Source organism: Margalitia sp. FSL K6-0131 (assembly GCF_038008735.1).
Taxonomy (GTDB): Bacteria; Bacillota; Bacilli; order Bacillales; family Bacillaceae_C; genus Margalitia; species Margalitia shackletonii.
Genome location: NZ_JBBOZS010000001.1, coordinates 125,677 through 147,915 on the forward strand (window position 1 = coordinate 125,677; position 22,239 = coordinate 147,915).

Annotated in this window: 25 protein-coding genes and 1 other annotated feature; all 25 genes read left to right on the top strand. The window is 39.1% G+C overall.

The features are described from left to right. The first annotated feature begins 1 nt into the window (after position 1). The 25 genes from rpmG (at position 2) to rpmC (ending at position 22,228) form a co-directional block, all read left to right on the top strand. Positions 2-148 carry a 50S ribosomal protein L33 gene (gene rpmG / locus NSQ59_RS00635; RefSeq protein ID WP_083489161.1) on the top strand — a complete coding sequence of 49 codons (147 nt, stop codon included), beginning with the start codon at positions 2-4 and terminating at the stop codon, positions 146-148. A 37-nt stretch (positions 149-185) separates the two neighbouring features. Further along, positions 186-374: a preprotein translocase subunit SecE gene (gene secE / locus NSQ59_RS00640; RefSeq protein WP_055737787.1), complete on the top strand. Its 189-nt coding sequence runs from the start codon at positions 186-188 to the stop codon at positions 372-374. Between the two features lie 328 nt (positions 375-702). Then, a complete protein-coding gene (nusG, locus tag NSQ59_RS00645; RefSeq protein ID WP_055737788.1) occupies positions 703-1,236 on the top strand; it encodes a transcription termination/antitermination protein NusG in 534 nt (177 codons plus the stop codon). A gap of 174 nt (positions 1,237-1,410) precedes the next feature. Beyond that, complete coding sequence (gene rplK / locus NSQ59_RS00650; RefSeq protein WP_055737789.1) at positions 1,411-1,836, top strand: 50S ribosomal protein L11; 426 nt, start codon at positions 1,411-1,413, stop codon at positions 1,834-1,836. A gap of 117 nt (positions 1,837-1,953) precedes the next feature. Continuing rightward, positions 1,954-2,652: a 50S ribosomal protein L1 gene (gene rplA, locus NSQ59_RS00655; RefSeq protein ID WP_055737790.1), complete on the top strand. Its 699-nt coding sequence runs from the start codon at positions 1,954-1,956 to the stop codon at positions 2,650-2,652. Between the two features lie 44 nt (positions 2,653-2,696). Continuing rightward, positions 2,697-2,846 (top strand) — a sequence feature (ribosomal protein L10 leader region). 40 nt (positions 2,847-2,886) lie between these two features. Continuing rightward, positions 2,887-3,387 carry a 50S ribosomal protein L10 gene (rplJ, locus tag NSQ59_RS00660; protein ID WP_055737791.1) on the top strand — a complete coding sequence of 167 codons (501 nt, stop codon included), beginning with the start codon at positions 2,887-2,889 and terminating at the stop codon, positions 3,385-3,387. Positions 3,388-3,455: 68 nt separating this feature from the next. After that, positions 3,456-3,821 (top strand): 50S ribosomal protein L7/L12, encoded by a 366-nt coding sequence (gene rplL, locus NSQ59_RS00665; protein ID WP_055737792.1) that lies wholly within the window; start codon positions 3,456-3,458, stop codon positions 3,819-3,821. A 131-nt stretch (positions 3,822-3,952) separates the two neighbouring features. Next, on the top strand, positions 3,953-4,555 hold the full coding sequence (locus NSQ59_RS00670) for a class I SAM-dependent methyltransferase (protein WP_340828579.1): 603 nt from the start codon (positions 3,953-3,955) through the stop codon (positions 4,553-4,555). A 251-nt stretch (positions 4,556-4,806) separates the two neighbouring features. Continuing rightward, a complete protein-coding gene (rpoB, locus tag NSQ59_RS00675) occupies positions 4,807-8,367 on the top strand; it encodes a DNA-directed RNA polymerase subunit beta (protein WP_055737794.1) in 3,561 nt (1,186 codons plus the stop codon). 156 nt (positions 8,368-8,523) lie between these two features. Then, a complete protein-coding gene (rpoC, locus tag NSQ59_RS00680) occupies positions 8,524-12,120 on the top strand; it encodes a DNA-directed RNA polymerase subunit beta' (RefSeq protein WP_055737795.1) in 3,597 nt (1,198 codons plus the stop codon). Positions 12,121-12,318: 198 nt separating this feature from the next. Next, positions 12,319-12,567, top strand: a complete 249-nt coding sequence (locus tag NSQ59_RS00685) for a 50S ribosomal protein L7ae-like protein (RefSeq protein WP_055737796.1) — start codon at positions 12,319-12,321, stop codon at positions 12,565-12,567. A gap of 104 nt (positions 12,568-12,671) precedes the next feature. Beyond that, positions 12,672-13,091 carry a 30S ribosomal protein S12 gene (gene rpsL, locus NSQ59_RS00690; RefSeq protein WP_055737797.1) on the top strand — a complete coding sequence of 140 codons (420 nt, stop codon included), beginning with the start codon at positions 12,672-12,674 and terminating at the stop codon, positions 13,089-13,091. A gap of 43 nt (positions 13,092-13,134) precedes the next feature. Then, a complete protein-coding gene (gene rpsG / locus NSQ59_RS00695) occupies positions 13,135-13,605 on the top strand; it encodes a 30S ribosomal protein S7 (protein ID WP_055737798.1) in 471 nt (156 codons plus the stop codon). A 51-nt stretch (positions 13,606-13,656) separates the two neighbouring features. Further along, entirely contained in the window at positions 13,657-15,735 is a 2,079-nt protein-coding gene (gene fusA / locus NSQ59_RS00700) for an elongation factor G (protein ID WP_055737799.1), read from the top strand. A 132-nt stretch (positions 15,736-15,867) separates the two neighbouring features. Then, on the top strand, positions 15,868-17,055 hold the full coding sequence (gene tuf, locus NSQ59_RS00705; RefSeq protein ID WP_055737800.1) for an elongation factor Tu: 1,188 nt from the start codon (positions 15,868-15,870) through the stop codon (positions 17,053-17,055). Between the two features lie 406 nt (positions 17,056-17,461). After that, entirely contained in the window at positions 17,462-17,770 is a 309-nt protein-coding gene (gene rpsJ / locus NSQ59_RS00710; protein ID WP_003354783.1) for a 30S ribosomal protein S10, read from the top strand. Between the two features lie 33 nt (positions 17,771-17,803). Continuing rightward, positions 17,804-18,433, top strand: coding sequence for a 50S ribosomal protein L3 (gene rplC, locus NSQ59_RS00715; RefSeq protein ID WP_055737801.1), 630 nt, complete (start codon positions 17,804-17,806; stop codon positions 18,431-18,433). A gap of 29 nt (positions 18,434-18,462) precedes the next feature. Continuing rightward, positions 18,463-19,086, top strand: coding sequence for a 50S ribosomal protein L4 (gene rplD, locus NSQ59_RS00720; RefSeq protein ID WP_055737802.1), 624 nt, complete (start codon positions 18,463-18,465; stop codon positions 19,084-19,086). Next, positions 19,086-19,370 carry a 50S ribosomal protein L23 gene (gene rplW / locus NSQ59_RS00725; protein ID WP_055737803.1) on the top strand — a complete coding sequence of 95 codons (285 nt, stop codon included), beginning with the start codon at positions 19,086-19,088 and terminating at the stop codon, positions 19,368-19,370. The genes rplD and rplW overlap by 1 nt, the downstream gene beginning before the upstream one ends. A gap of 38 nt (positions 19,371-19,408) precedes the next feature. Continuing rightward, complete coding sequence (rplB, locus tag NSQ59_RS00730) at positions 19,409-20,239, top strand: 50S ribosomal protein L2 (RefSeq protein WP_055737804.1); 831 nt, start codon at positions 19,409-19,411, stop codon at positions 20,237-20,239. 60 nt (positions 20,240-20,299) lie between these two features. Then, the gene (gene rpsS, locus NSQ59_RS00735) at positions 20,300-20,578 is read left to right on the top strand and encodes a 30S ribosomal protein S19 (protein WP_055737805.1); all 279 of its coding nucleotides are present in this window, start codon (positions 20,300-20,302) and stop codon (positions 20,576-20,578) included. Between the two features lie 18 nt (positions 20,579-20,596). After that, positions 20,597-20,938: a 50S ribosomal protein L22 gene (gene rplV / locus NSQ59_RS00740; protein ID WP_055737806.1), complete on the top strand. Its 342-nt coding sequence runs from the start codon at positions 20,597-20,599 to the stop codon at positions 20,936-20,938. 3 nt (positions 20,939-20,941) lie between these two features. After that, on the top strand, positions 20,942-21,598 hold the full coding sequence (gene rpsC, locus NSQ59_RS00745; protein WP_055737807.1) for a 30S ribosomal protein S3: 657 nt from the start codon (positions 20,942-20,944) through the stop codon (positions 21,596-21,598). Between the two features lie 2 nt (positions 21,599-21,600). Continuing rightward, complete coding sequence (gene rplP, locus NSQ59_RS00750) at positions 21,601-22,035, top strand: 50S ribosomal protein L16 (protein WP_055737808.1); 435 nt, start codon at positions 21,601-21,603, stop codon at positions 22,033-22,035. After that, positions 22,025-22,228, top strand: coding sequence for a 50S ribosomal protein L29 (rpmC, locus tag NSQ59_RS00755; RefSeq protein WP_003351417.1), 204 nt, complete (start codon positions 22,025-22,027; stop codon positions 22,226-22,228). Before rplP ends, rpmC begins: the two co-directional genes overlap by 11 nt. Positions 22,229-22,239 lie beyond the last annotated feature (11 nt).

Below are 22,239 nucleotides of genomic sequence, written 5' to 3' on the forward strand. Positions count from 1 at the left end.
TATGCAAAAAAAAGTTGCGTTAGCCTGTGAAAAATGCGGTTCTCGTAATTACACAGCTGATTATAAACAATCCCAAACAGAAAGACTGGAACTCAAGAAGTTTTGTAAACATTGCAACGAACATACGATTCATCGTGAAACGAAGTAGCAGTGCATTTATTTTGTTTTTTGTTGGAGGTACAAAGATGTCAATAGCGAAGTTTTTTAGTAACGTTTCTTCAGAGATGAGAAAGGTAAGTTGGCCAAAGCGTAAAGAGTTAATCACCTACACAGCAACCGTTATTGGTACAGTAGTCTTTTTGACTGTGTTTTTTGTAATAGTAGATTTTGGCGTTTCTAATCTCGTAAAATGGATTCTTAGCTTAAATCAATAGAAATAAAAACTTTAGCTTGAATAACTTGCCATATTACATGGTATAATGGAAAATAATCATTTATTGTTCTTCAGCCCGTTTAACGGGTTTTTTCATTTGGAAAAAGAAAAGCGAAGCCGACTGTTCATCGACGTACTTCCTTTCGGGCTTCGACTGAGATAAAGGAAACTGTGCTGAGGTAGTTCACGAGCTGATGTTGACTTATCGTAGGGAGGAGACCAGAAGTTTGCTAGTCGATAGGCGACGTAGCTGGACAAAGATAACGACCACTTGGTAGTAATCAAATAGTTAATTAATGTTAGGGAGGGACGGACACAAGTCCTTAATAATGGAAAAGAATTGGTATGTTGTTCATACGTATTCAGGTTATGAAAATAAAGTAAAAGCAAATTTAGAAAAACGTGTCGAGTCAATGGGAATGCAGGATAAGATTTTCCGAGTGGTAGTACCGGAAGAAGAAGAAACTGATATTAAAAACGGGAAAAAGAAAGTAGTAAAGAGGAAAGTTTTCCCAGGTTATGTACTTGTAGAAATAATCATGACAGATGATTCCTGGTATGTTGTTCGAAATACACCGGGAGTAACAGGCTTTGTCGGATCAGCCGGTTCTGGTTCAAAACCAACTCCGCTATTACCGGAAGAAGTAAATGTAATATTAAAACATATGGGTATGGAAGAAAAACGCGTGGACGTAAACTTTGAAATTGGCGAAACCGTTACGGTAAAAGAAGGACCATTTGCTAATTTTACTGGTAAAATTGAGGAAATTGACCGTGATAAAGGTCGTGCTAAAGTTAGTGTTAACATGTTTGGACGTGAAACACCTGTCGATCTTGTTTTTACACAAATTGATAAAATATAAACTTAAACAACTTGAAATATTTCTTGATAAATGGTAATATTCTTTAGGTCAGTATTTATTCTCGCTGAGAAAGCTGAACAATTAAAGAATATCTTTAATAAAATAAAGATTTTATAAGATGAGTGGGAGGGGACAACCCTATTACCACATCACGGACTTAAGGAGGTGTGTCTCGTGGCTAAAAAAGTAATTAAAATTGTAAAATTACAAATCCCTGCTGGAAAAGCGAATCCTGCTCCACCAGTCGGTCCTGCACTAGGTCAAGCCGGTGTTAATATCATGGGATTCTGTAAGGAGTTTAATGCTCGTACAGCTGATCAAGCTGGTTTAATTATCCCTGTTGAGATTACGGTATTTGAAGACCGTTCATTTACATTCATTACAAAAACCCCACCTGCTGCGGTTTTACTTAAAAAAGCAGCTGGTATCGAGTCAGGTTCAGGTGAGCCTAACCGTAAAAAGGTAGCAACTGTTAAGCGTGACAAGGTACGTGAAATCGCTGAAACAAAAATGCCTGACTTAAACGCAGCTAGCGTTGAAGCAGCAATGCGTATGGTTGAAGGTACTGCACGCAGCATGGGTATCACAATCGAAGATTAATCCATGTAAACAATTGGTTTCTGTCCGACGGGGTTGCGATGCGAAAAACTTTTCACTCGCAACCTTTATTCGTGGGAGGTTATTCCGTTAAAACCACATTCGAGGAGGAAAAATAGAATGGCTAAAAAAGGTAAAAAGTATGTTGAAGCTTTAAAATTAGTAGACCGTTCAAAGTTCTATGCAGTTAATGAAGCGGTTGAACTTGTGAAAAAAACAAGCTATGCAAAATTTGACGCTACAGTTGAAGTTGCATTTCGTCTTGGATTAGATCCTAAGAAAGCAGATCAACAAGTCCGTGGAGCTGTTGTACTTCCAAATGGTACAGGTAAAACTCAACGTGTATTAGTATTTGCAAAAGGTGAAAAAGCGAAAGAAGCAGAAGCTGCAGGCGCAGATTATGTAGGAGATGCTGACTATATTAACAAAATCAACCAAGGTTGGTTTGAATTTGATGTTATCGTAGCAACACCAGACATGATGGGTGAAGTTGGTAAGCTTGGTCGTGTACTTGGACCTAAAGGTTTAATGCCAAACCCTAAAACTGGTACTGTAACATTTGACGTAACAAAAGCTATTAATGAAATTAAAGCTGGTAAAGTAGAATACCGTTTAGATAAAGCTGGTATTATTCATGTTCCAGTAGGAAAGGTTTCATTTGATACAGATAAATTAGCTGAAAACTTTACAACTGTTTTCGAAACACTTGTTAAAGCGAAACCAGCTGCAGCAAAAGGTACTTATATGAAGAGCATTTCTGTTACTTCAACTATGGGACCTGGTGTGAAAGTTGATCCATCTTCCTTTAACGTAAAATAATATTGACTTCCATAGAATTGTTTGATATTATTTAAAACGTTGTTAATAGAATAACATTTATACCAAAGACAGCAGGTGCTGATAAGCAGCTTAATTTCCTGCCGAGGTAATGCGATATATATTTATAGTCGTTCGCTGGCTATATGCATAAAACCTCCATGTCTAATTCGATTTGGAGGTTTTATTTTTGCGGTATGAATGTGTTCATCTAGTAAATCTATAGGAGGTGTAAAGATGAGCAATGCAATCGAACAAAAGAAAGTAGTCGTACAAGAGATTGCTGAAAAATTCAAATCAAGCGTATCTACAGTTGTTGTTGATTATCGTGGTTTAAATGTTGCGGAAGTAACAGAACTTCGTAAACAACTTCGTGAAGCAGGTGTTGAATTTAAAGTTTACAAAAACTCATTATCTCGCCGTGCTGCAGAAGCAGCAGAAATTTCTGGTCTTAATGAGGCATTAGTAGGTCCGAATGCGATCGCATTCAGTACTGAAGATGTTGTAGCACCAGCTAAAATTTTGAACGACTTTGCTAAAAAACACGAAGCTCTTGAAATCAAAGCAGGTGTTATTGAAGGAAATACTGCAACAGTTGAGGAAATTAAAGCTCTTGCTGAACTTCCATCTCGCGAAGGTTTACTTTCAATGTTGCTTAGCGTTCTTCAAGCTCCAATCCGCAACCTTGCTCTTGCTACTAAAGCAGTTGCAGATCAAAAAGAAGAACAAGGCGCTTAAGTCTATAAAAGTAAATTACTATCCATTAACGAATAAACTACAATTTAAACTTTTAGGAGGATATTAAAATGACTAAAGAACAAATCATTGAAGCTGTCAAAGGTATGACAGTTCTTGAATTAAATGATCTTGTAAAAGCTATTGAAGAAGAATTTGGTGTAACAGCTGCTGCTCCAGTTGCAGTTGTAGGTGGAGCTGCTGCTGGCGGTGCTGCTGAAGAAAAAACTGAATTTGATGTAGTACTTGCTAGTGCTGGAGATCAAAAAATTAAAGTTATTAAAGTTGTTCGTGAAATTACAGGTCTTGGCCTTAAAGAAGCGAAAGAAGTTGTTGATAACGCTCCAAAACCACTTAAAGAAGGCGTATCTAAAGAAGAAGCTGAAGAAATCAAAGCGAAACTTGAAGAAGTTGGAGCTAACGTTGAAGTTAAGTAATCATCTAGATTGGAAAAAGCTCGCTGTTTAAAGCGGGCTTTTTTTGTCTATTCTTAAGAAAAGCGAAAGGCGCCTTGTACTTCCGCTAGCCGATAGGCATTGTAGCTAGACAGAGAGATGGAGGTGATACAATGAGCGAACATTATTATTCCCGAAACCCAGAGGTGGAAAGCAAGCCTGTATATTGGAATTTTACTCTTCGAGGAAATTTATTTCGATTCAAAACGGATCAAGGTGTATTTTCAAAAAGCGAAGTAGACTTTGGATCGAGACTGCTAATTGAAAACTTCGCAATGCCTGAAATACAAGGACCAATTCTTGATGTCGGATGCGGATATGGACCTATCGGTTTATCTATCGCTAAATCAGAACCCGATTGCTTAGTTCATATGGTGGATGTGAATCAAAGGGCAATAGAACTTGCGAGGGAAAATGCGTCCTCTAATCAAATCCCGAATGTAAAAATTTATGAAAGCGACCGTTTTGAAAATGTATCGGAACAAAACTTCTCAGCCATTGTTACGAACCCTCCTATTCGTGCGGGAAAGAAAATAGTTCATGAAATTCTGACCAAAAGCTATGAATATTTACTATCTAAGGGAGAGTTATGGGTAGTAATACAGAAAAAGCAAGGTGCTCCATCTGCAAAGGAAAAAATGAGCGAAATATTTGATGAAGTAGAAGTTGTTTGTAAAGATAAAGGATATTATATTTTAAAAGCAAAAAAAGGTTGACTCGTTTGTGGGGCTATGGTAATATTATAAAATGCCAATATCATATTTTTTGTAAACTACTTTAATTTCAAAATGTCAAGTATATTTTATGGTAGTTATGGAAAATACTTATAAAATAATAGTTCGTCATGTGAAAATTGCGGTTTTTAATGGAAAAACCCTTTTTCTTTTTGTCTTATGATGGGGTGGTTGACCTATGATAAGACTTTAATAGATGCCAACCAAAACGCATGATTTGAGGGGTGAATCAGTTGACAGGTCAACTAGTTCAGTATGGACGTCACCGGGAGCGTAGAAGTTACGCGCGAATTAGTGAAGTTCTAGAATTACCAAATCTTATCGAAATTCAAACTGCATCTTATCAATGGTTTTTAGATGAAGGTTTGAGAGAAATGTTTCAAGACATTTCACCAATTGAGGATTTCGCCGGGAATCTCTCCTTAGAATTTATTGATTATAGTCTTGGTGAACCAAAGTACTCTGTCGATGAATCAAAAGAGCGTGATGTAACCTATTCCGCTTCTCTTCGTGTCAAAGTACGCCTTGTAAATAAGGAAACTGGTGAAGTGAAAGATCAAGATGTGTTTATGGGTGATTTCCCGCTGATGACAGAAACTGGAACATTTATTATAAATGGTGCAGAGCGTGTCATTGTATCACAGCTTGTACGTTCACCAAGTGTATATTTCAGTGGAAAAATGGACAAAAACGGTAAACAAGGTTTTACAGCAACTGTAATTCCAAACCGTGGGGCATGGCTTGAGTATGAAACAGATGCGAAGGATGTTGTCTATGTTCGTATCGATCGTACAAGAAAGCTCCCTGTAACAGTTCTGTTACGTTCATTAGGATTTGGTTCCGATCAAGAAATTATTGATTTATTAGGTGATAATGAGTACCTACGAAATACATTGGAGAAAGACAATACCGAAAGTACGGAAAAAGCACTTTTGGAAATTTATGAGCGCCTACGTCCTGGTGAACCGCCAACCGTAGAAAATGCAAAAAGTCTCCTTGTTTCACGCTTTTTTGATCCTAAACGCTATGATTTAGCAAATGTGGGTCGCTATAAAATTAATAAGAAACTGCATTTGAAAAATCGTCTCTTTGGTCAAAAGTTAGCTCAAACTTTAGCTGATCCTGAAACAGGAGAGATTATTGCAGAAGAAGGAACTGTATTAGACCGTAGAACGTTAGATAAAATTTTACCTAATTTAGAAAATGGCGCCGGTTTTAAAGTGTACTCTCAAGTCGGCGGGGTAGTAGAAGAAGATGTCGTTCTTCAATCCATTAAAATTTATGCTCCGATAGATGATGGAGAAAAGGTAATTAACGTAATAGGTAATGCTTATGTGGAAGAAGCAGTGAAGAATATTACTCCGGCAGATATCATTGCATCCATCAGCTATTTCTTTAACCTGCTTCATGGGGTTGGAGATACGGATGATATTGATCATTTAGGTAATCGACGATTACGTTCAGTTGGAGAATTATTACAAAATCAATTCCGTATTGGTTTATCTCGAATGGAGCGTGTTGTTCGTGAAAGAATGTCCATTCAAGATATCAATACCATCACTCCGCAGCAACTGATTAATATTCGTCCAGTTATTGCAGCAATTAAAGAGTTTTTCGGAAGCTCCCAGTTGTCTCAATTTATGGATCAAACGAATCCGCTTGCGGAATTAACGCATAAACGAAGACTTTCCGCATTAGGACCTGGTGGTTTGACTCGTGAACGTGCCGGAATGGAAGTTCGTGATGTTCACTATTCGCATTATGGTCGTATGTGTCCGATTGAAACACCAGAGGGTCCAAACATCGGGTTAATTAACTCGTTATCTACATTTGCGAAAGTTAACCGATTTGGATTTATCGAAACTCCTTATCGTCGTGTTGATCCTGAAACAGGAAAATTAACGGATCATATTGATTATTTAACAGCAGATGAAGAAGATAATTATGTTGTTGCACAAGCAAATGCAAGATTATCTGAAGATGGATCCTTTATTGATGAAGAAGTTATCGCTCGTTTTAGAGGGGAAAACACTGCTGTTAAACGTGATCGTATTGATTATATGGACGTTTCACCGAAACAAGTAGTTTCTGCTGCGACAGCATGTATTCCATTCTTAGAAAACGATGACTCTAACCGAGCTCTAATGGGAGCGAACATGCAGCGTCAAGCGGTTCCTCTTATGCAGCCGGAAGCGCCAATTGTCGGAACAGGTATGGAATATGTTTCAGCTAAAGACTCAGGTGCTGCAGTTATTTGTAAGCATGATGGGATTGTTGAGCATGTTGAAGCACGTTCTATTTGGGTTCGACGTGTAAAAGAAATTGATGGTCAAGAAGTAAAAGGTGACCTTGATAAATATAAGTTACAAAAATTTATTCGTTCTAACCAAGGTACTTGTTATAATCAGCGTCCAATTGTAAGTATTGGTGACCGTGTTACAAAAGGCGAAGTACTTGCTGATGGACCTTCTATGGAAAAGGCAGAGTTAGCGTTAGGTCGTAATGTTCTTGTTGCCTTCATGACATGGGATGGTTATAACTACGAAGATGCGATTATCATGAGTGAAAGACTTGTCAAAGATGATGTCTATACTTCTATTCATATTGAAGAATATGAATCAGAGGCTCGTGATACGAAACTTGGACCTGAAGAAATGACACGTGATATTCCAAACGTTGGGGAAGATGCCCTTCGTAATTTAGATGAGCGTGGAATTATTCGAGTTGGGGCGGAAGTAAAAGATGGAGATCTTCTTGTTGGTAAAGTTACCCCTAAAGGTGTAACGGAGCTAACTGCGGAGGAACGTCTATTACATGCCATCTTTGGTGAAAAAGCTCGTGAAGTTCGAGATACTTCGCTTCGTGTACCACATGGCGGCGGAGGAATAGTCCTAGATGTAAAAGTCTTTAATCGTGAAGATGGGGATGAATTACCTCCAGGTGTAAATCAATTAGTTCGTGTGTATATTGTTCAAAAGCGTAAAATTCACCAAGGGGACAAAATGGCAGGTCGCCATGGTAATAAAGGGGTTATCTCCAGGATTCTACCTGAAGAAGATATGCCGTTCTTACCAGATGGAACACCTGTTGATATCATGTTAAACCCACTTGGGGTGCCTTCCCGTATGAATATCGGGCAAGTTCTTGAACTGCATCTTGGTATGGCTGCAAGAACGCTTGGAATTCACGTTGCAACACCTGTTTTTGACGGGGCACGTGAAGAAGATGTATGGGCTACTATTGAAGAAGCAGGCATGGCTAGTGATGCGAAAACGATTCTTTACGATGGCCGTACTGGGGAACCATTTGATAATCGTGTTTCTGTTGGAATCATGTACATGATCAAATTGGCTCACATGGTTGACGATAAACTTCATGCTCGTTCAACCGGACCATACTCGTTAGTAACACAACAGCCACTTGGCGGTAAAGCACAATTCGGTGGTCAGCGTTTCGGTGAGATGGAGGTATGGGCACTTGAGGCTTATGGTGCTGCATATACACTTCAAGAGATCCTAACCGTTAAATCGGATGATGTGGTCGGACGTGTTAAAACCTACGAAGCTATTGTTAAGGGTGAAAACGTACCGGAGCCAGGCGTACCAGAATCATTTAAAGTACTCATTAAAGAACTGCAAAGTTTAGGATTGGATGTAAAAATTCTATCAAGTGATGACGAAGAAATTGAAATGCGTGATTTGGAAGATGAAGATGATGCTAACCAAGCAGATACTTTAAACATCGCTCCTGAATCAAAAGAAGAAGAAATTGAAATCGTCGCATCAAAGGAATAATAATTGAAAAGCGAAAGTGCCTTGCTCATCGGCTGCTTGCGCTAGATATGGTCAAATAGCTGGAAACCAGAAATTAGCATCTTATGGATGTGGGATTTCTGATTTCTGGCCTTTATTTAAGGGTAGAACCTATAGACTAAAAGGGAGGTAGACCCCTTGATAGATGTAAACAATTTTGAGTATATGAAAATTGGTCTTGCTTCACCAGACAAAATTCGTTCTTGGTCTTATGGCGAAGTAAAAAAACCAGAAACTATTAACTACCGTACACTAAAACCGGAAAAAGACGGTTTATTTTGTGAGCGGATTTTTGGCCCTCAAAAGGACTGGGAATGTCATTGCGGTAAATATAAACGTGTTAGATACAAAGGTGTAGTATGTGATCGTTGCGGTGTTGAAGTAACAAGAGCGAAGGTTCGTCGTGAACGGATGGGCCATATCGAACTTGCAGCCCCTGTTTCACATATTTGGTATTTTAAAGGTATCCCAAGTCGAATGGGACTTGTATTGGATATGTCGCCTCGGGCATTAGAGGAAGTTATTTATTTTGCCTCTTATGTAGTAACGGAAACTGGAGATACTGCACTAGAAAAGAAACAGCTTCTTTCGGAAAAAGAATACCGTGCATATCGTGAAAAATACGGTAATAAATTCCAAGCATCAATGGGTGCAGAAGCAATTAAAAAGCTTCTTCAAGATATTGATGTGAATAAGGAAGTAGATTTACTTAAAGAAGAACTAAAAACAGCCCAAGGACAACGCCGTACTCGTGCGATTAAACGCTTGGAAGTTTTAGAAGCTTTCCGTCATTCCGGAAATTCACCTGACTGGATGATTTTAGATGTGCTACCGGTTATTCCTCCAGAATTGCGCCCTATGGTTCAATTAGAAGGTGGTCGGTTTGCAACATCTGATTTAAATGATTTATATCGTCGTGTTATCAACCGCAATAATCGTTTAAAACGCTTATTGGATCTTGGAGCTCCAAGTATTATTGTGCAAAATGAAAAACGCATGCTTCAAGAAGCGGTGGATGCGCTTATTGATAACGGCCGTCGTGGTCGTCCTGTTACAGGTCCAGGTAATCGCCCGTTAAAATCACTTTCACATATGTTGAAAGGGAAGCAAGGTCGATTCCGTCAAAATCTACTGGGTAAACGTGTAGACTATTCAGGACGTTCGGTTATCGTCGTTGGTCCGTATTTAAAAATGTATCAATGCGGTCTTCCTAAAGAAATGGCCATTGAGCTATTTAAGCCGTTCGTTATGAAAGAACTAGTGGAAAAAGGACTTGCTCATAATATTAAAAGCGCAAAAAGGAAGATTGAACGCCTTTCACCTGAGGTTTGGGATGTGTTAGAAGAAGTTATTAAGGAACATCCAGTACTTCTAAACCGTGCCCCTACTTTGCATAGATTAGGTATTCAAGCATTTGAACCTACTTTAGTTGAGGGTAGAGCTATCCGTCTTCACCCGCTTGTATGTACAGCTTATAATGCTGACTTTGACGGCGACCAAATGGCTGTTCACGTTCCATTATCTGCTGAAGCACAAGCGGAAGCACGTCTATTAATGCTTGCTGCACAAAATATCTTAAATCCAAAAGACGGTAAACCGGTTGTTACTCCTTCGCAGGATATGGTATTAGGTAACTATTACTTAACATTAGAACGTGAGGGTGCAATTGGAGAGGGTACAGTCTTCAATGATATCAATGAAGCACTTCTTGCTTACCAAAATGGTTATGTGCATTTGCATACAAGGATTGCTGTTCGTGCTGGATCGATTAAAAATGAAACATTCACAGATGAGCAACGTACAAAATTGCTTGTTACAACGGTAGGAAAACTGATTTTTAACGAAATTTTACCTGAATCATTCCCATATATGAATGAGCCGACAAAAACGAATCTAGAGGAAAAAACTCCAGAAAAATATTTTGTTGATACAAATGTGGATGTAAAAGAATTCATTAAAAATCAACCACCTATTAAACCGTTTATTAAGAAATTCTTAGGAAATATTATTGCAGAAGTCTTTAAACGATTCCAAATCACAGAAACCTCTAAGATGCTGGACCGTATGAAAGACTTAGGATTTAAATATTCCACTAAAGCCGGGATTACGGTTGGTGTTGCGGATATCGTCGTATTACGTGAAAAAGAACATATTCTTGCAGAAGCACAAGCAAAAGTAGATAACGTTATGAAACAGTTCAGACGTGGATTAATTACGGAAGATGAACGTTATGACCGTGTAATTTCTATTTGGTCTGGTGCTAAGGATACAATCCAAGGAAAACTAATGGCATCATTAGATCCTCGAAACCCTATCTTCATGATGAGTGATTCAGGTGCCCGTGGTAACGCATCTAACTTCACTCAGCTTGCAGGTATGCGTGGATTAATGGCCAACCCTGCTGGACGTATTATTGAGTTACCGATTAAATCGAGTTTCCGCGAAGGTTTAACCGTATTGGAATACTTTATTTCTACCCACGGTGCACGTAAAGGTCTTGCGGATACAGCCTTAAAAACAGCTGACTCAGGTTACTTGACTCGTCGACTTGTAGACGTTGCACAAGACGTAATTGTTCGTGAAGATGATTGCGGTACTGACAGAGGATTACTTGTTGGCGCACTTAAAGAAGGTACGGAAATTATTGAAAGTCTGGAAGAACGTCTTATTGGACGTTATGCAAGAAAAGCAATTAAACATCCTGAGACTGGCGAAGTAATGGTTCCTGAAAATGGACTTATTACAGAAGATTTAGCGAAAGAAGTTACAAACGCCGGAGTGGAACAAGTTTGGATTCGTTCCGCATTTACTTGTAATACTCGTCATGGTGTATGTAAGAAATGTTATGGGCGAAATCTTGCTACTGGTCAAGAGGTTGAAGTTGGTGAAGCAGTTGGTATCATTGCTGCTCAATCTATCGGTGAACCAGGTACACAGTTAACCATGCGTACTTTCCATACCGGAGGGGTTGCAGGAGACGATATTACACAAGGTTTACCTCGTATTCAAGAGCTTTTCGAAGCGCGTAATCCAAAAGGACAGTCGGTTATTTCTGAAATCGATGGTGTGGTTGTCTCAATTAGCGAAGGAAGAGACCGTCAACATGAAATTACTATTCAAGGTGATGTTGAAACCAGAACCTATAATGCACCTTATACTTCACGTCTAAAAGTTTCTGTAAACTCAAGAGTGGAAAGAGGTCAAGAGTTAACAGAGGGATCTATTGACCCTAAAGAATTATTAAAAGTTCGTGATGTTAATTCTGTCCAAGAATACTTGCTTCGTGAAGTACAAAAAGTATACCGTATGCAAGGTGTAGAAATTGGCGATAAACATATTGAAGTAATGGTGAGACAAATGCTTCGTAAAGTTCGTGTAGTGGATGCAGGTGAAACAGATGTATTACCAGGCTCATTACTCGATATTCATCAATTTACGGATGCCAATGAGCAAGCATTATTGGAAGGAAGAATGCCTGCAACTGGTCGACCTGTATTATTGGGTATTACGAAAGCATCACTTGAAACGGATTCCTTCTTATCTGCGGCATCATTCCAAGAAACAACACGTGTACTTACCGACGCTGCTATTAAAGGTAAACGTGATGAGCTTCTTGGCTTGAAAGAAAATGTTATTATCGGTAAACTGGTTCCTGCTGGAACAGGTATGCAACGCTACCGTAAAGCAACTGCGCAATTGATGGAAGATGATGAAAGTGTACTTGTAGAACAATAAAATCTGTTGCCGGCCATTTGGCCGGCAAATATATTTAAGAAGTTTTTTGAAGCAATTATTATTGCTTTAAAATACACAATGGTAAAGAAAAGTACTTTTGATTAAGAAAGAATTCATTTTCTGTTGACAATAAAAAACGAAAATGATACTATATTCAAGGTGCTCCTATGAATACCTGATGCTTTGGAGGATATAAATATGTCTTATGAAAAAGTATTGCAGGCGAAAAATATCGTTATAGGAACAAAGCAAACAGTGAAGGCACTGAAATCCGGTAAAGTGAATGAACTAATCGTAGCGGAGGATGCTGATCCAATTATTACGAAAAAAGTTATTCAAGTTGCGGACGAAATGAAAATACCTGTTACACAAGTGGAATCGATGAAGAAACTTGGTAAATCTTGTGGTATTGATGTGGGTGCAGCAGCTGTTGCCATTAGTTATTAAAAACTGTTTTTGCAGATAGACGAAACTGCAAGAACTTTGTTTTTGCTTTAAAATGAACCACCTGGATGTGTGGGCTTATAAAATGTGAAGGGAGGAAACATAAAATGCCTACTATTAACCAATTAGTGCGCAAACCTCGTAAATCTAAAATTGAAAAATCAAAATCACCAGCACTAAACAAAGGCTATAACAGCTTTAAGAAAGTAAACACAGACTTATCTTCACCTCAAAAACGTGGGGTATGTACTCGTGTTGGTACAATGACACCGAAAAAACCGAACTCTGCATTACGTAAATATGCTCGTGTTCGTTTAACAAACGGTATCGAGGTAACTGCTTATATCCCAGGTATTGGCCATAACCTACAAGAACACAGCGTTGTATTAATCCGCGGTGGACGTGTTAAGGACTTACCAGGGGTTCGCTATCACATTGTACGTGGTGCATTAGACACTGCAGGTGTTGATAAGCGTATGCAAGGCCGTTCAAAATACGGTACAAAAAAACCAAAAGAGAAAAAATAATCTTATAAAACGATAAAACCCTTTCTGAAAGGAGGAAAACATAATGCCACGTAAAGGCCCAGTAGCAAAAAGAGATGTTTTACCAGATCCTATTTATAATTCAAAACTAGTAACACGTTTAATCAACAAGATGATGGTAGATGGTAAGAGAGGTAAATCTCAAACTATTCTATATAATTCATTTGATTTAATTCGTGAACGTACAGGTAAAGAGCCTATCGAAGTGTTCGATCAAGCACTTAAGAACATTATGCCAGTACTTGAAGTACGAGCTCGCCGTGTGGGTGGTGCTAACTACCAAGTACCAGTAGAGGTAAGACCTGAACGTCGTACTACTTTAGGTCTTCGTTGGTTAGTAAACTATGCTCGTCTTCGCGGTGAAAAAACGATGGAAGAGCGTCTTGCTAACGAAATTCTAGATGCAGCTAACAACACTGGTGCATCTGTTAAGAAACGCGAAGATACTCATAAGATGGCTGAAGCGAACAAAGCGTTTGCTCACTATCGTTGGTAATAAAACCTTCAGTTTTAAAAAATTATTCATACAAAGGAAGGTGAAAACCACATGGCAAGAGAGTTCTCTCTACAAAATACTCGTAATATCGGTATCATGGCACACATCGATGCTGGTAAAACAACAACAACTGAGCGTGTCCTTTATTACACTGGTAAGATTCATAAAATCGGTGAAACTCATGAAGGTGCATCTCAAATGGACTGGATGGAGCAAGAACAAGAACGTGGTATCACGATCACTTCCGCTGCAACAACTGCACAATGGAAGGGTCACCGCGTAAATATTATTGATACTCCAGGACACGTGGATTTCACTGTTGAAGTTGAACGTTCTCTTCGTGTACTAGACGGAGCTGTAGCTGTTCTTGATGCGCAATCAGGTGTTGAGCCTCAAACTGAAACAGTTTGGCGTCAAGCAACAACTTACGGAGTACCGCGTGTAGTATTCGTAAACAAAATGGATAAAATCGGCGCTGACTTCCTTTATTCAGTAAAAACATTACATGAGCGTCTACAAGCAAATGCTCATGCAATTCAATTACCTATTGGTGCTGAAGATCAATTTGAAGGTATTATTGACCTTGTTGAAATGAAAGCTATTATGTATGGTAATGATTTAGGAACTGAAATCACAGAGATTGAAATTCCTGCTGAATATAAAGATCAAGCTGAAGAATATCATGAAAAATTAGTTGAAGCAGTTGCTGAACTTGATGAAGATTTAATGGAAAAATACCTTGGCGGTGAAGAAATCACTGTTGAAGAGCTAAAAGCTGCTATTCGTAAAGGTACCGTTAATGTAGAATTCTACCCAGTTATCTGCGGATCTGCATTTAAAAACAAAGGTGTTCAATTAATGCTTGATGCTGTAATCGATTATCTTCCATCTCCATTGGATGTACCAGCAATTAAAGGTACTGCTCCTGATTCTGATGAAGTTATCGAAAAGCATTCAAGTGATGATGAACCATTTGCTGCACTAGCATTTAAGGTTATGACTGACCCTTATGTTGGTAAACTAACATTCTTCCGTGTTTACTCAGGTACGTTACAATCAGGTTCATATGTAACAAACTCTACTAAAGGTAAACGCGAACGTGTAGGACGTATCCTGCAAATGCATGCGAACCACCGTGCTGAGATTTCAGAAGTTCATGCTGGTGATATCGCTGCTGCTGTAGGTTTGAAAGATACAACAACTGGTGATACTCTGTGTGATGAAAAGAACCTTGTAATCTTAGAATCAATGGAATTCCCTGAACCAGTTATTGAATTATCTGTAGAACCTAAATCAAAAGCTGACCAAGATAAAATGACGACAGCTTTACAAAAACTTCAAGAGGAAGATCCAACTTTCCGTGCACATACTGATCAAGAAACTGGACAAACCATTATTGCCGGTATGGGTGAGCTTCACTTAGATATCATCGTGGACCGTATGAAACGTGAATTCAAAGTTGAAGCAAATGTTGGTGCGCCACAAGTTTCTTATCGTGAAACTTTCCGCTCATCTGCACAGGTTGAAGGTAAATTTGCTCGTCAATCTGGTGGACGTGGACAATACGGACATGTTTGGATTGAATTCTCTCCAAACGAAGAAGGAAAAGGCTTTGAGTTCGAAAATGCTATTGTTGGTGGTGTGGTTCCTCGTGAATACATTCCAGCAGTTCAAGCAGGACTTGAAGATGCGCTTGAGCGAGGAGTTCTTGCTGGATATCCATTAGTAGATGTTAAAGCAAAACTATATGATGGTTCTTACCATGATGTCGATTCAAGTGAAATGGCGTTCAAGATTGCTGCATCACTAGCACTTAAGAATGCTGCTTCAAAATGTAACCCTGTTATCCTTGAACCTGTAATGAAGGTTGAGGTTGTTATCCCTGAAGAATATTTAGGAGATATCATGGGTCAAATCACAGCACGCCGCGGACGTGTTGAAGGTATGGAAGCTCGCGGAAATGCACAAGTAGTTCGTGCGATGGTTCCACTTTCAGAAATGTTCGGATATGCAACATCACTTCGTTCTAGTACACAAGGTCGTGGAGTATTCTCTATGCACTTTGACCACTACGAAGAAGTACCGAAATCTATTTCTGAAGAAATTATCAAAAAAAATAAAGGTGAATAATTGATTTATCGCCTTTAATAAAGTATAAATACATTATATGCTATGATTGCTTAAAAGATGATGTACACATCTTTTAAGCACCATATATACTTATTTTAAATTTAAATTATTTAAATTGAGGAGGATTTTCTAATGGCTAAAGCTAAATTCGACCGTTCCAAAACACATGCTAATATCGGTACAATTGGTCACGTTGACCATGGTAAAACTACTTTAACAGCTGCGATCACTTCTGTACTTGCTAAGTCAGGTAAAGCAGAAGCTCGTGCTTATGATCAAATTGACGGTGCTCCTGAAGAGCGTGAGCGTGGTATCACAATCAACACTGCACACGTTGAGTATGAAACTGATACTCGTCACTATGCACACGTTGACTGCCCAGGACATGCTGACTATGTTAAAAACATGATTACTGGTGCTGCTCAAATGGACGGTGGTATCCTAGTAGTTTCTGCTGCTGATGGTCCAATGCCACAAACTCGTGAGCACATTCTATTATCTCGTAACGTAGGTGTACCATACCTAGTAGTATTCTTAAACAAATGTGATATGGTAGACGACGAAGAACTTCTTGAACTAGTTGAAATGGAAGTTCGTGACCTTCTATCTGAATATGATTTCCCTGGTGATGATGTACCAGTTATCAAAGGTTCTGCTCTTAAAGCACTTGAGGGAGATCCTGCTTGGGAAGAAAAAATCATTGAATTAATGAATGCAGTTGATGAGTACATCCCAACTCCAGAACGTGACACTGACAAACCATTCATGATGCCAGTTGAGGACGTATTCTCAATTACTGGTCGTGGTACTGTTGCTACAGGACGTGTTGAGCGTGGTCAAGTTAAAGTTGGTGACGTTGTTGAAATCATCGGTCTTTCTGAAGAACCAAAATCAACTACTGTAACTGGTGTTGAAATGTTCCGTAAGCTTCTTGATTATGCTGAAGCTGGAGATAACATTGGTGCACTTCTTCGTGGGGTTGCTCGTGAAGAAATCCAACGTGGTCAAGTTCTTGCAAAGCCAGGAACAATTACACCACACACTAACTTCAAAGCAGAAGTTTACGTATTATCTAAAGAAGAAGGTGGACGTCATACTCCATTCTTCTCAAACTATCGTCCACAATTCTATTTCCGTACTACTGACGTAACTGGTATTGTTCAACTTCCAGAAGGTACTGAAATGGTAATGCCTGGTGATAACACTGAAATGAGTGTTGAATTGATTTCACCAATCGCGATTGAAGAAGGAACTCGTTTCTCAATCCGTGAAGGTGGACGTACTGTTGGTTCAGGTGTTGTAACTACAATCAACAAATAATAATTAAAATAAATAAAAAAGCAGACGGTGACGATCGTCTGCTTTTTTATTTCTGCATCCATTGTTTACTAAAATCTATCTCCAAAATTTCCGTAATAATCTTTTCTTCTATTTAATAGAGATAATTTCCTACTAAATTCGAAAAGAAATTGAAAATTCTACGTAAGACAGAATAGCTTGAACCTGCTATACAAAGTATGTATAATAAAAAAAGTGCAAGTGACCTAACAAATATGCCGCATAGTGTTGCATATTATTTGTGTTTTATGTATAATAGACAATGTTGGTCTTTGACTGCGATGAAGTGGAAGGTTGCCGACACACCCGGCCGCTTTGCCATGGCGAGTGTGGGGGAAATTTCCATGGAGAATGTCTATTTAAAATAGGCGAAAAAGGAGGGAAAGTAATGGCAAAACAAAAAATTCGTATTCGTTTAAAAGCATATGATCACAGAATCCTTGATCAATCTGCAGAGAAAATCGTGGAAACCGCAAAAAGATCTGGTGCAGCTGTATCTGGTCCGATTCCGCTTCCAACTGAAAAATCTGTTTACACAATCCTTCGTGCTGTGCACAAGTATAAAGATTCTCGTGAACAATTCGAAATGCGTACGCATAAACGTCTAATCGATATTGTGAACCCTACTCCACAAACAGTAGATTCATTAATGCGTTTAGATTTACCGTCTGGTGTAGACATCGAAATCAAACTTTAATAAATATTTTATGGAAAACAGGAGGTGTGACTCATGACCAAAGGAATCTTAGGAAGAAAAATCGGTATGACGCAAGTATTTGCTGAGAATGGTGATCTTATTCCTGTAACAGTAATTCAAGCAACTCCAAACGTTGTTCTTCAAAAGAAAACTGTTGAAACTGATGGTTACGAAGCAATTCAGCTTGGTTTTGAAGACAAACGTGAAAAGCTTGCTAACAAACCTGAAAAAGGTCATGTAACTAAAGCCAATACTGCTCCTAAGCGCTTCGTTCGCGAATTTAACGCAGAAAACTTAGATGGGTATGAAATTGGTCAAGAAGTCAAAGTTGATATTTTTGCAGAAGGTGACATCGTAGATGTAACTGGAATCTCTAAAGGGAAAGGTTTCCAAGGTGTAATTAAGCGCCACGGACAATCTCGTGGACCTATGGCTCACGGTTCTCGTTATCATCGTCGCCCTGGATCAATGGGTCCAGTTGCTCCAAACCGTGTATTCAAGCAAAAAGCATTACCTGGACGCATGGGTGGAGAGCAAATTACGATTCAAAACTTACAAATTGTTAAAGTTGATGTAGAACGCAACCTTATCCTTGTTAAGGGTAATGTTCCTGGTCCTAAAAAAGCATTGCTTAAAGTCAAATCAGCGATTAAAGCAAAGTAATTTAACACGAAGGAAAGGAGGAAACAGGAATGCCGAAAGTAGCTCTATACAACCAAGCTGGATCTCAAGTTGGAGAAGTAGAACTTAAAGATTCCGTATTTGGTATTGAACCAAACCAAAACGTATTATTTGATGCAATTGTTATGCAAAGAGCATCTTTACGTCAAGGTACTCACAAAGTGAAAAACCGTTCAGAAGTTAGCGGTGGTGGTAAGAAACCATGGCGTCAAAAAGGTACTGGACGTGCTCGTCAAGGATCTATTCGCTCACCACAATGGCGTGGAGGCGGTACAGTATTTGGCCCAGTTCCACGTAGCTATAGCTACAAATTACCAAAGAAAGTTCGCCGTTTAGCTATTAAATCTGCACTATCTTCAAAAGTATTAGAAGCTAATATTCTTGTACTAGAATCATTATCTTTTGATGCTCCAAAAACAAAAGAATTTGCAGCAGTTCTTAAAAACCTTTCTGTTTCTAAGAAAGCATTAGTAGTAACAGATGGTTCTGATGTAAATGTTGCCCTTTCAGCTCGTAATATCCCTGGTATTACTGTTGTTGAAGCAAATGGTATTAATGTTTTAGATGTAGTTTCACATGATCAATTAATCATCACGAAAGCTGCAGTTGAAAAAGTAGAGGAGGTGCTTGGTTAATGGATTCACGTGATATCATTAAGCGCCCCGTCATCACAGAACAATCTACTGATGTAATGGCTGACAAAAAATATACATTCGAAGTAGATGTACGTGCTAACAAAACACAAGTAAAAGATGCTGTAGAAGAAATCTTCGGTGTGAAAGTTGCAAAAGTTAATGTGATGAACTATAAAGGTAAGTTCAAACGTATGGGAAAACACGCAGGATATACTAACAAGCGCCGTAAAGCAATTGTTACCTTAACTCCTGATAGCAAAGAAATCGAGTTATTCGAAGTTTAATTATAAGTTCTTGAAAGAATAGAAGAGGAGGGAAAAACATGGCGATCAAAAAATACAAACCGACCTCTAATGGACGTCGCGGCATGACGGTATCTGATTTCGCGGAAATCACTACTGATAAACCAGAGAAATCATTACTTGCGCCTCTAAAAAGCAAAGGCGGCCGTAACAACCAAGGTAAGTTAACAGTTCGTCATCAAGGTGGCGGTCATAAGCGTCAATACCGTATTATCGACTTCAAACGTGATAAAGATGGTATACCAGGACGCGTTGCTACAATCGAATATGATCCAAACCGCTCATCAAATATCGCACTAATTAATTATGTTGATGGAGAAAAGCGTTACATCTTAGCTCCTAAAAACTTAAAAGTGGGTATGGAAGTTGTATCTGGACCAGATGCAGATATCAAAGTTGGTAATGCACTTCCGTTAGCTAACATCCCAGTAGGTACAGTTGTTCATAACATCGAGTTAAAGCCTGGTAAAGGTGGACAATTAGTACGTTCTGCAGGAACTTCTGCACAAGTTCTTGGTAAAGAAGGAAAATATGTACTAGTACGACTAACTTCTGGTGAAGTTCGTATGATTCTTGCTACTTGCCGTGCATCTATCGGTCAAGTTGGTAATGAACAACACGAATTAATCAACATTGGTAAAGCAGGTCGTTCTCGTTGGTTAGGCAAGCGCCCAACTGTTCGTGGATCTGTTATGAACCCTAATGACCATCCACACGGTGGTGGGGAAGGACGCGCTCCAATCGGACGTAAATCACCAATGTCTCCATGGGGTAAACCAACACTTGGTTACAAAACACGTAAGAAAAAGAATAAATCAGATAAATTTATTGTGCGTCGTCGCAAAAAATAACGCGATTGAACTACGGTTCAGGTATAGGGCCGTAGCGCAATCACGAAGGGAGGTTCGAGCATGGGTCGTAGCTTGAAAAAAGGACCTTTTGTTGATGAACATTTGATGGTTAAAGTCGAAAAGCTTAATGAATCAGAGAAAAAACAAGTAATCAAAACTTGGTCTCGTCGTTCTACAATCTTCCCAGCATTCATCGGACATACAATTGCAGTTTATGATGGTCGTAAACATGTACCGGTTTATGTTACTGAAGATATGGTAGGTCATAAGCTTGGTGAATTTGCACCAACTCGTACTTATAAAGGTCACGCTGGTGACGATAAGAAAACAAGACGCTAATGAGAGGAGGGCATCCCGATGCAAGCTAAAGCTGTTGCAAGAACAGTTCGAATTGCTCCTCGTAAGGCACGCCTAGTTGTTGATCTAATTCGAGGAAAGCAAGCAGGCGAAGCAATTGCTATTTTGAAGTATACTCCAAAAGCAGCTTCACCGATCATTGAAAAAGTATTAAAATCTGCTATTGCTAATGCAGAGCATAATTATGATTTGGACGTTAATAACCTTGTAGTTACTGAAGCATATGTAAATGAAGGACCGACACTTAAACGTTTCCGTCCACGTGCTATGGGACGTGCAAGCGCAATTAACAAACGTACTAGCCACATTACTATCGTAGTATCAGAAAAGAAGGAGGGATAATTCGTGGGACAAAAAGTACATCCAATAGGTTTACGTATCGGAGTCATTCGTGACTGGGAATCTAAATGGTACGCGGAAAAGGACTACGCTGACCTTCTACATGAGGACATTAAAGTTCGTGAATACATTGCAAAACGTTTAAGCGATGCATCTGTTTCTGGTGTTGAAATCGAACGTGCTGCAAATCGTATTAACATTACAATCCGCACTGCGAAACCAGGTATGGTCATTGGTAAAGGCGGTACTGAAGTGGAAGCACTTCGTAAAGCATTAAATGAACTAACTGGCAAACGCGTACACATTAATATTGTTGAAATTAAAAAAGCTGATATTGATGCTAAATTAGTAGCAGAAAATATTGCTCGTCAATTAGAAAATCGTGTATCATTCCGTCGTGCACAAAAGCAAGCTATTCAACGTGCAATGCGCGCTGGTGCAAAAGGAATTAAAACACAAGTTTCAGGCCGTCTTGGCGGAGCTGATATGGCTCGTACAGAAGGCTATAGCGAAGGAACTGTTCCACTTCATACTCTACGTGCAGATATTGATTATGCACATGCTGAAGCAGATACAACTTACGGTAAACTTGGCGTAAAAGTATGGATTTATCGTGGAGAGGTTCTTCCTACGAAGAAAAAGACTGAGGAAGGAGGAAAATAATCATGTTATTACCTAAACGCGTTAAATATCGCCGCGAACATCGTGGAAAAATGCGTGGTCGTGCAAAAGGTGGTACAGAAGTAGCATTTGGTGAATATGGTTTACAAGCTCAAGAAGCATCTTGGATCACTAACCGCCAAATTGAGGCTGCTCGTATCGCGATGACTCGTTATATGAAACGTGGAGGTAAAGTTTGGATTAAAATCTTCCCTCACAAACCATATACTGCAAAACCACTAGAAGTTCGTATGGGTTCCGGTAAAGGTGCTCCTGAAGGCTGGGTAGCAGTTGTTAAACCAGGTAAAATTATGTTTGAAATTGCAGGTGTATCTGAAGAAATCGCTCGTGAAGCACTTCGTCTAGCTGCTCATAAATTACCGGTTAAATGTAAATTCGTAAAACGAGAAGAAATTGGTGGTGAATCAAATGAAAGCTAATGAAATTCGTGACCTTACCACTGCAGAAATAGAACAAAAAGTAAAATCGTTAAAAGAAGAGTTGTTTAACCTAAGGTTCCAATTAGCTACTGGGCAACTTGAAAATACTGCTCGCATCCGTGAAGTACGCAAAGCGATTGCTCGCATGAAAACCGTGATCCGTGAGAGAGAGATCGGTGTTAACAATCGATAATGAGAGGAGGT

Excerpts from the sequence above, each read along its gene's own strand:
- rplJ (WP_055737791.1), top strand. The coding sequence starts at position 2,887 with ATGAGCAATGCAATCGAACAAAAGAAAGTAGTCGTACAAGAGATTGCT.
- rpmC (WP_003351417.1), top strand. The coding sequence starts at position 22,025 with ATGAAAGCTAATGAAATTCGTGACCTTACCACTGCAGAAATAGAACAA.
- NSQ59_RS00670 (WP_340828579.1), top strand. The coding sequence starts at position 3,953 with ATGAGCGAACATTATTATTCCCGAAACCCAGAGGTGGAAAGCAAGCCT.
- secE (WP_055737787.1), top strand. The coding sequence starts at position 186 with ATGTCAATAGCGAAGTTTTTTAGTAACGTTTCTTCAGAGATGAGAAAG.
- NSQ59_RS00685 (WP_055737796.1), top strand. The coding sequence starts at position 12,319 with ATGTCTTATGAAAAAGTATTGCAGGCGAAAAATATCGTTATAGGAACA.
- rplC (WP_055737801.1), top strand. The coding sequence starts at position 17,804 with ATGACCAAAGGAATCTTAGGAAGAAAAATCGGTATGACGCAAGTATTT.
- rpsG (WP_055737798.1), top strand. The coding sequence starts at position 13,135 with ATGCCACGTAAAGGCCCAGTAGCAAAAAGAGATGTTTTACCAGATCCT.
- fusA (WP_055737799.1), top strand. The coding sequence starts at position 13,657 with ATGGCAAGAGAGTTCTCTCTACAAAATACTCGTAATATCGGTATCATG.
- tuf (WP_055737800.1), top strand. The coding sequence starts at position 15,868 with ATGGCTAAAGCTAAATTCGACCGTTCCAAAACACATGCTAATATCGGT.
- rplD (WP_055737802.1), top strand. The coding sequence starts at position 18,463 with ATGCCGAAAGTAGCTCTATACAACCAAGCTGGATCTCAAGTTGGAGAA.
- rpmG (WP_083489161.1), top strand. The coding sequence starts at position 2 with ATGCAAAAAAAAGTTGCGTTAGCCTGTGAAAAATGCGGTTCTCGTAAT.
- rplA (WP_055737790.1), top strand. The coding sequence starts at position 1,954 with ATGGCTAAAAAAGGTAAAAAGTATGTTGAAGCTTTAAAATTAGTAGAC.
- rplL (WP_055737792.1), top strand. The coding sequence starts at position 3,456 with ATGACTAAAGAACAAATCATTGAAGCTGTCAAAGGTATGACAGTTCTT.
- nusG (WP_055737788.1), top strand. The coding sequence starts at position 703 with ATGGAAAAGAATTGGTATGTTGTTCATACGTATTCAGGTTATGAAAAT.
- rpsJ (WP_003354783.1), top strand. The coding sequence starts at position 17,462 with ATGGCAAAACAAAAAATTCGTATTCGTTTAAAAGCATATGATCACAGA.
- rplW (WP_055737803.1), top strand. The coding sequence starts at position 19,086 with ATGGATTCACGTGATATCATTAAGCGCCCCGTCATCACAGAACAATCT.
- rplB (WP_055737804.1), top strand. The coding sequence starts at position 19,409 with ATGGCGATCAAAAAATACAAACCGACCTCTAATGGACGTCGCGGCATG.
- rplP (WP_055737808.1), top strand. The coding sequence starts at position 21,601 with ATGTTATTACCTAAACGCGTTAAATATCGCCGCGAACATCGTGGAAAA.
- rplV (WP_055737806.1), top strand. The coding sequence starts at position 20,597 with ATGCAAGCTAAAGCTGTTGCAAGAACAGTTCGAATTGCTCCTCGTAAG.
- rpsL (WP_055737797.1), top strand. The coding sequence starts at position 12,672 with ATGCCTACTATTAACCAATTAGTGCGCAAACCTCGTAAATCTAAAATT.
- rpsS (WP_055737805.1), top strand. The coding sequence starts at position 20,300 with ATGGGTCGTAGCTTGAAAAAAGGACCTTTTGTTGATGAACATTTGATG.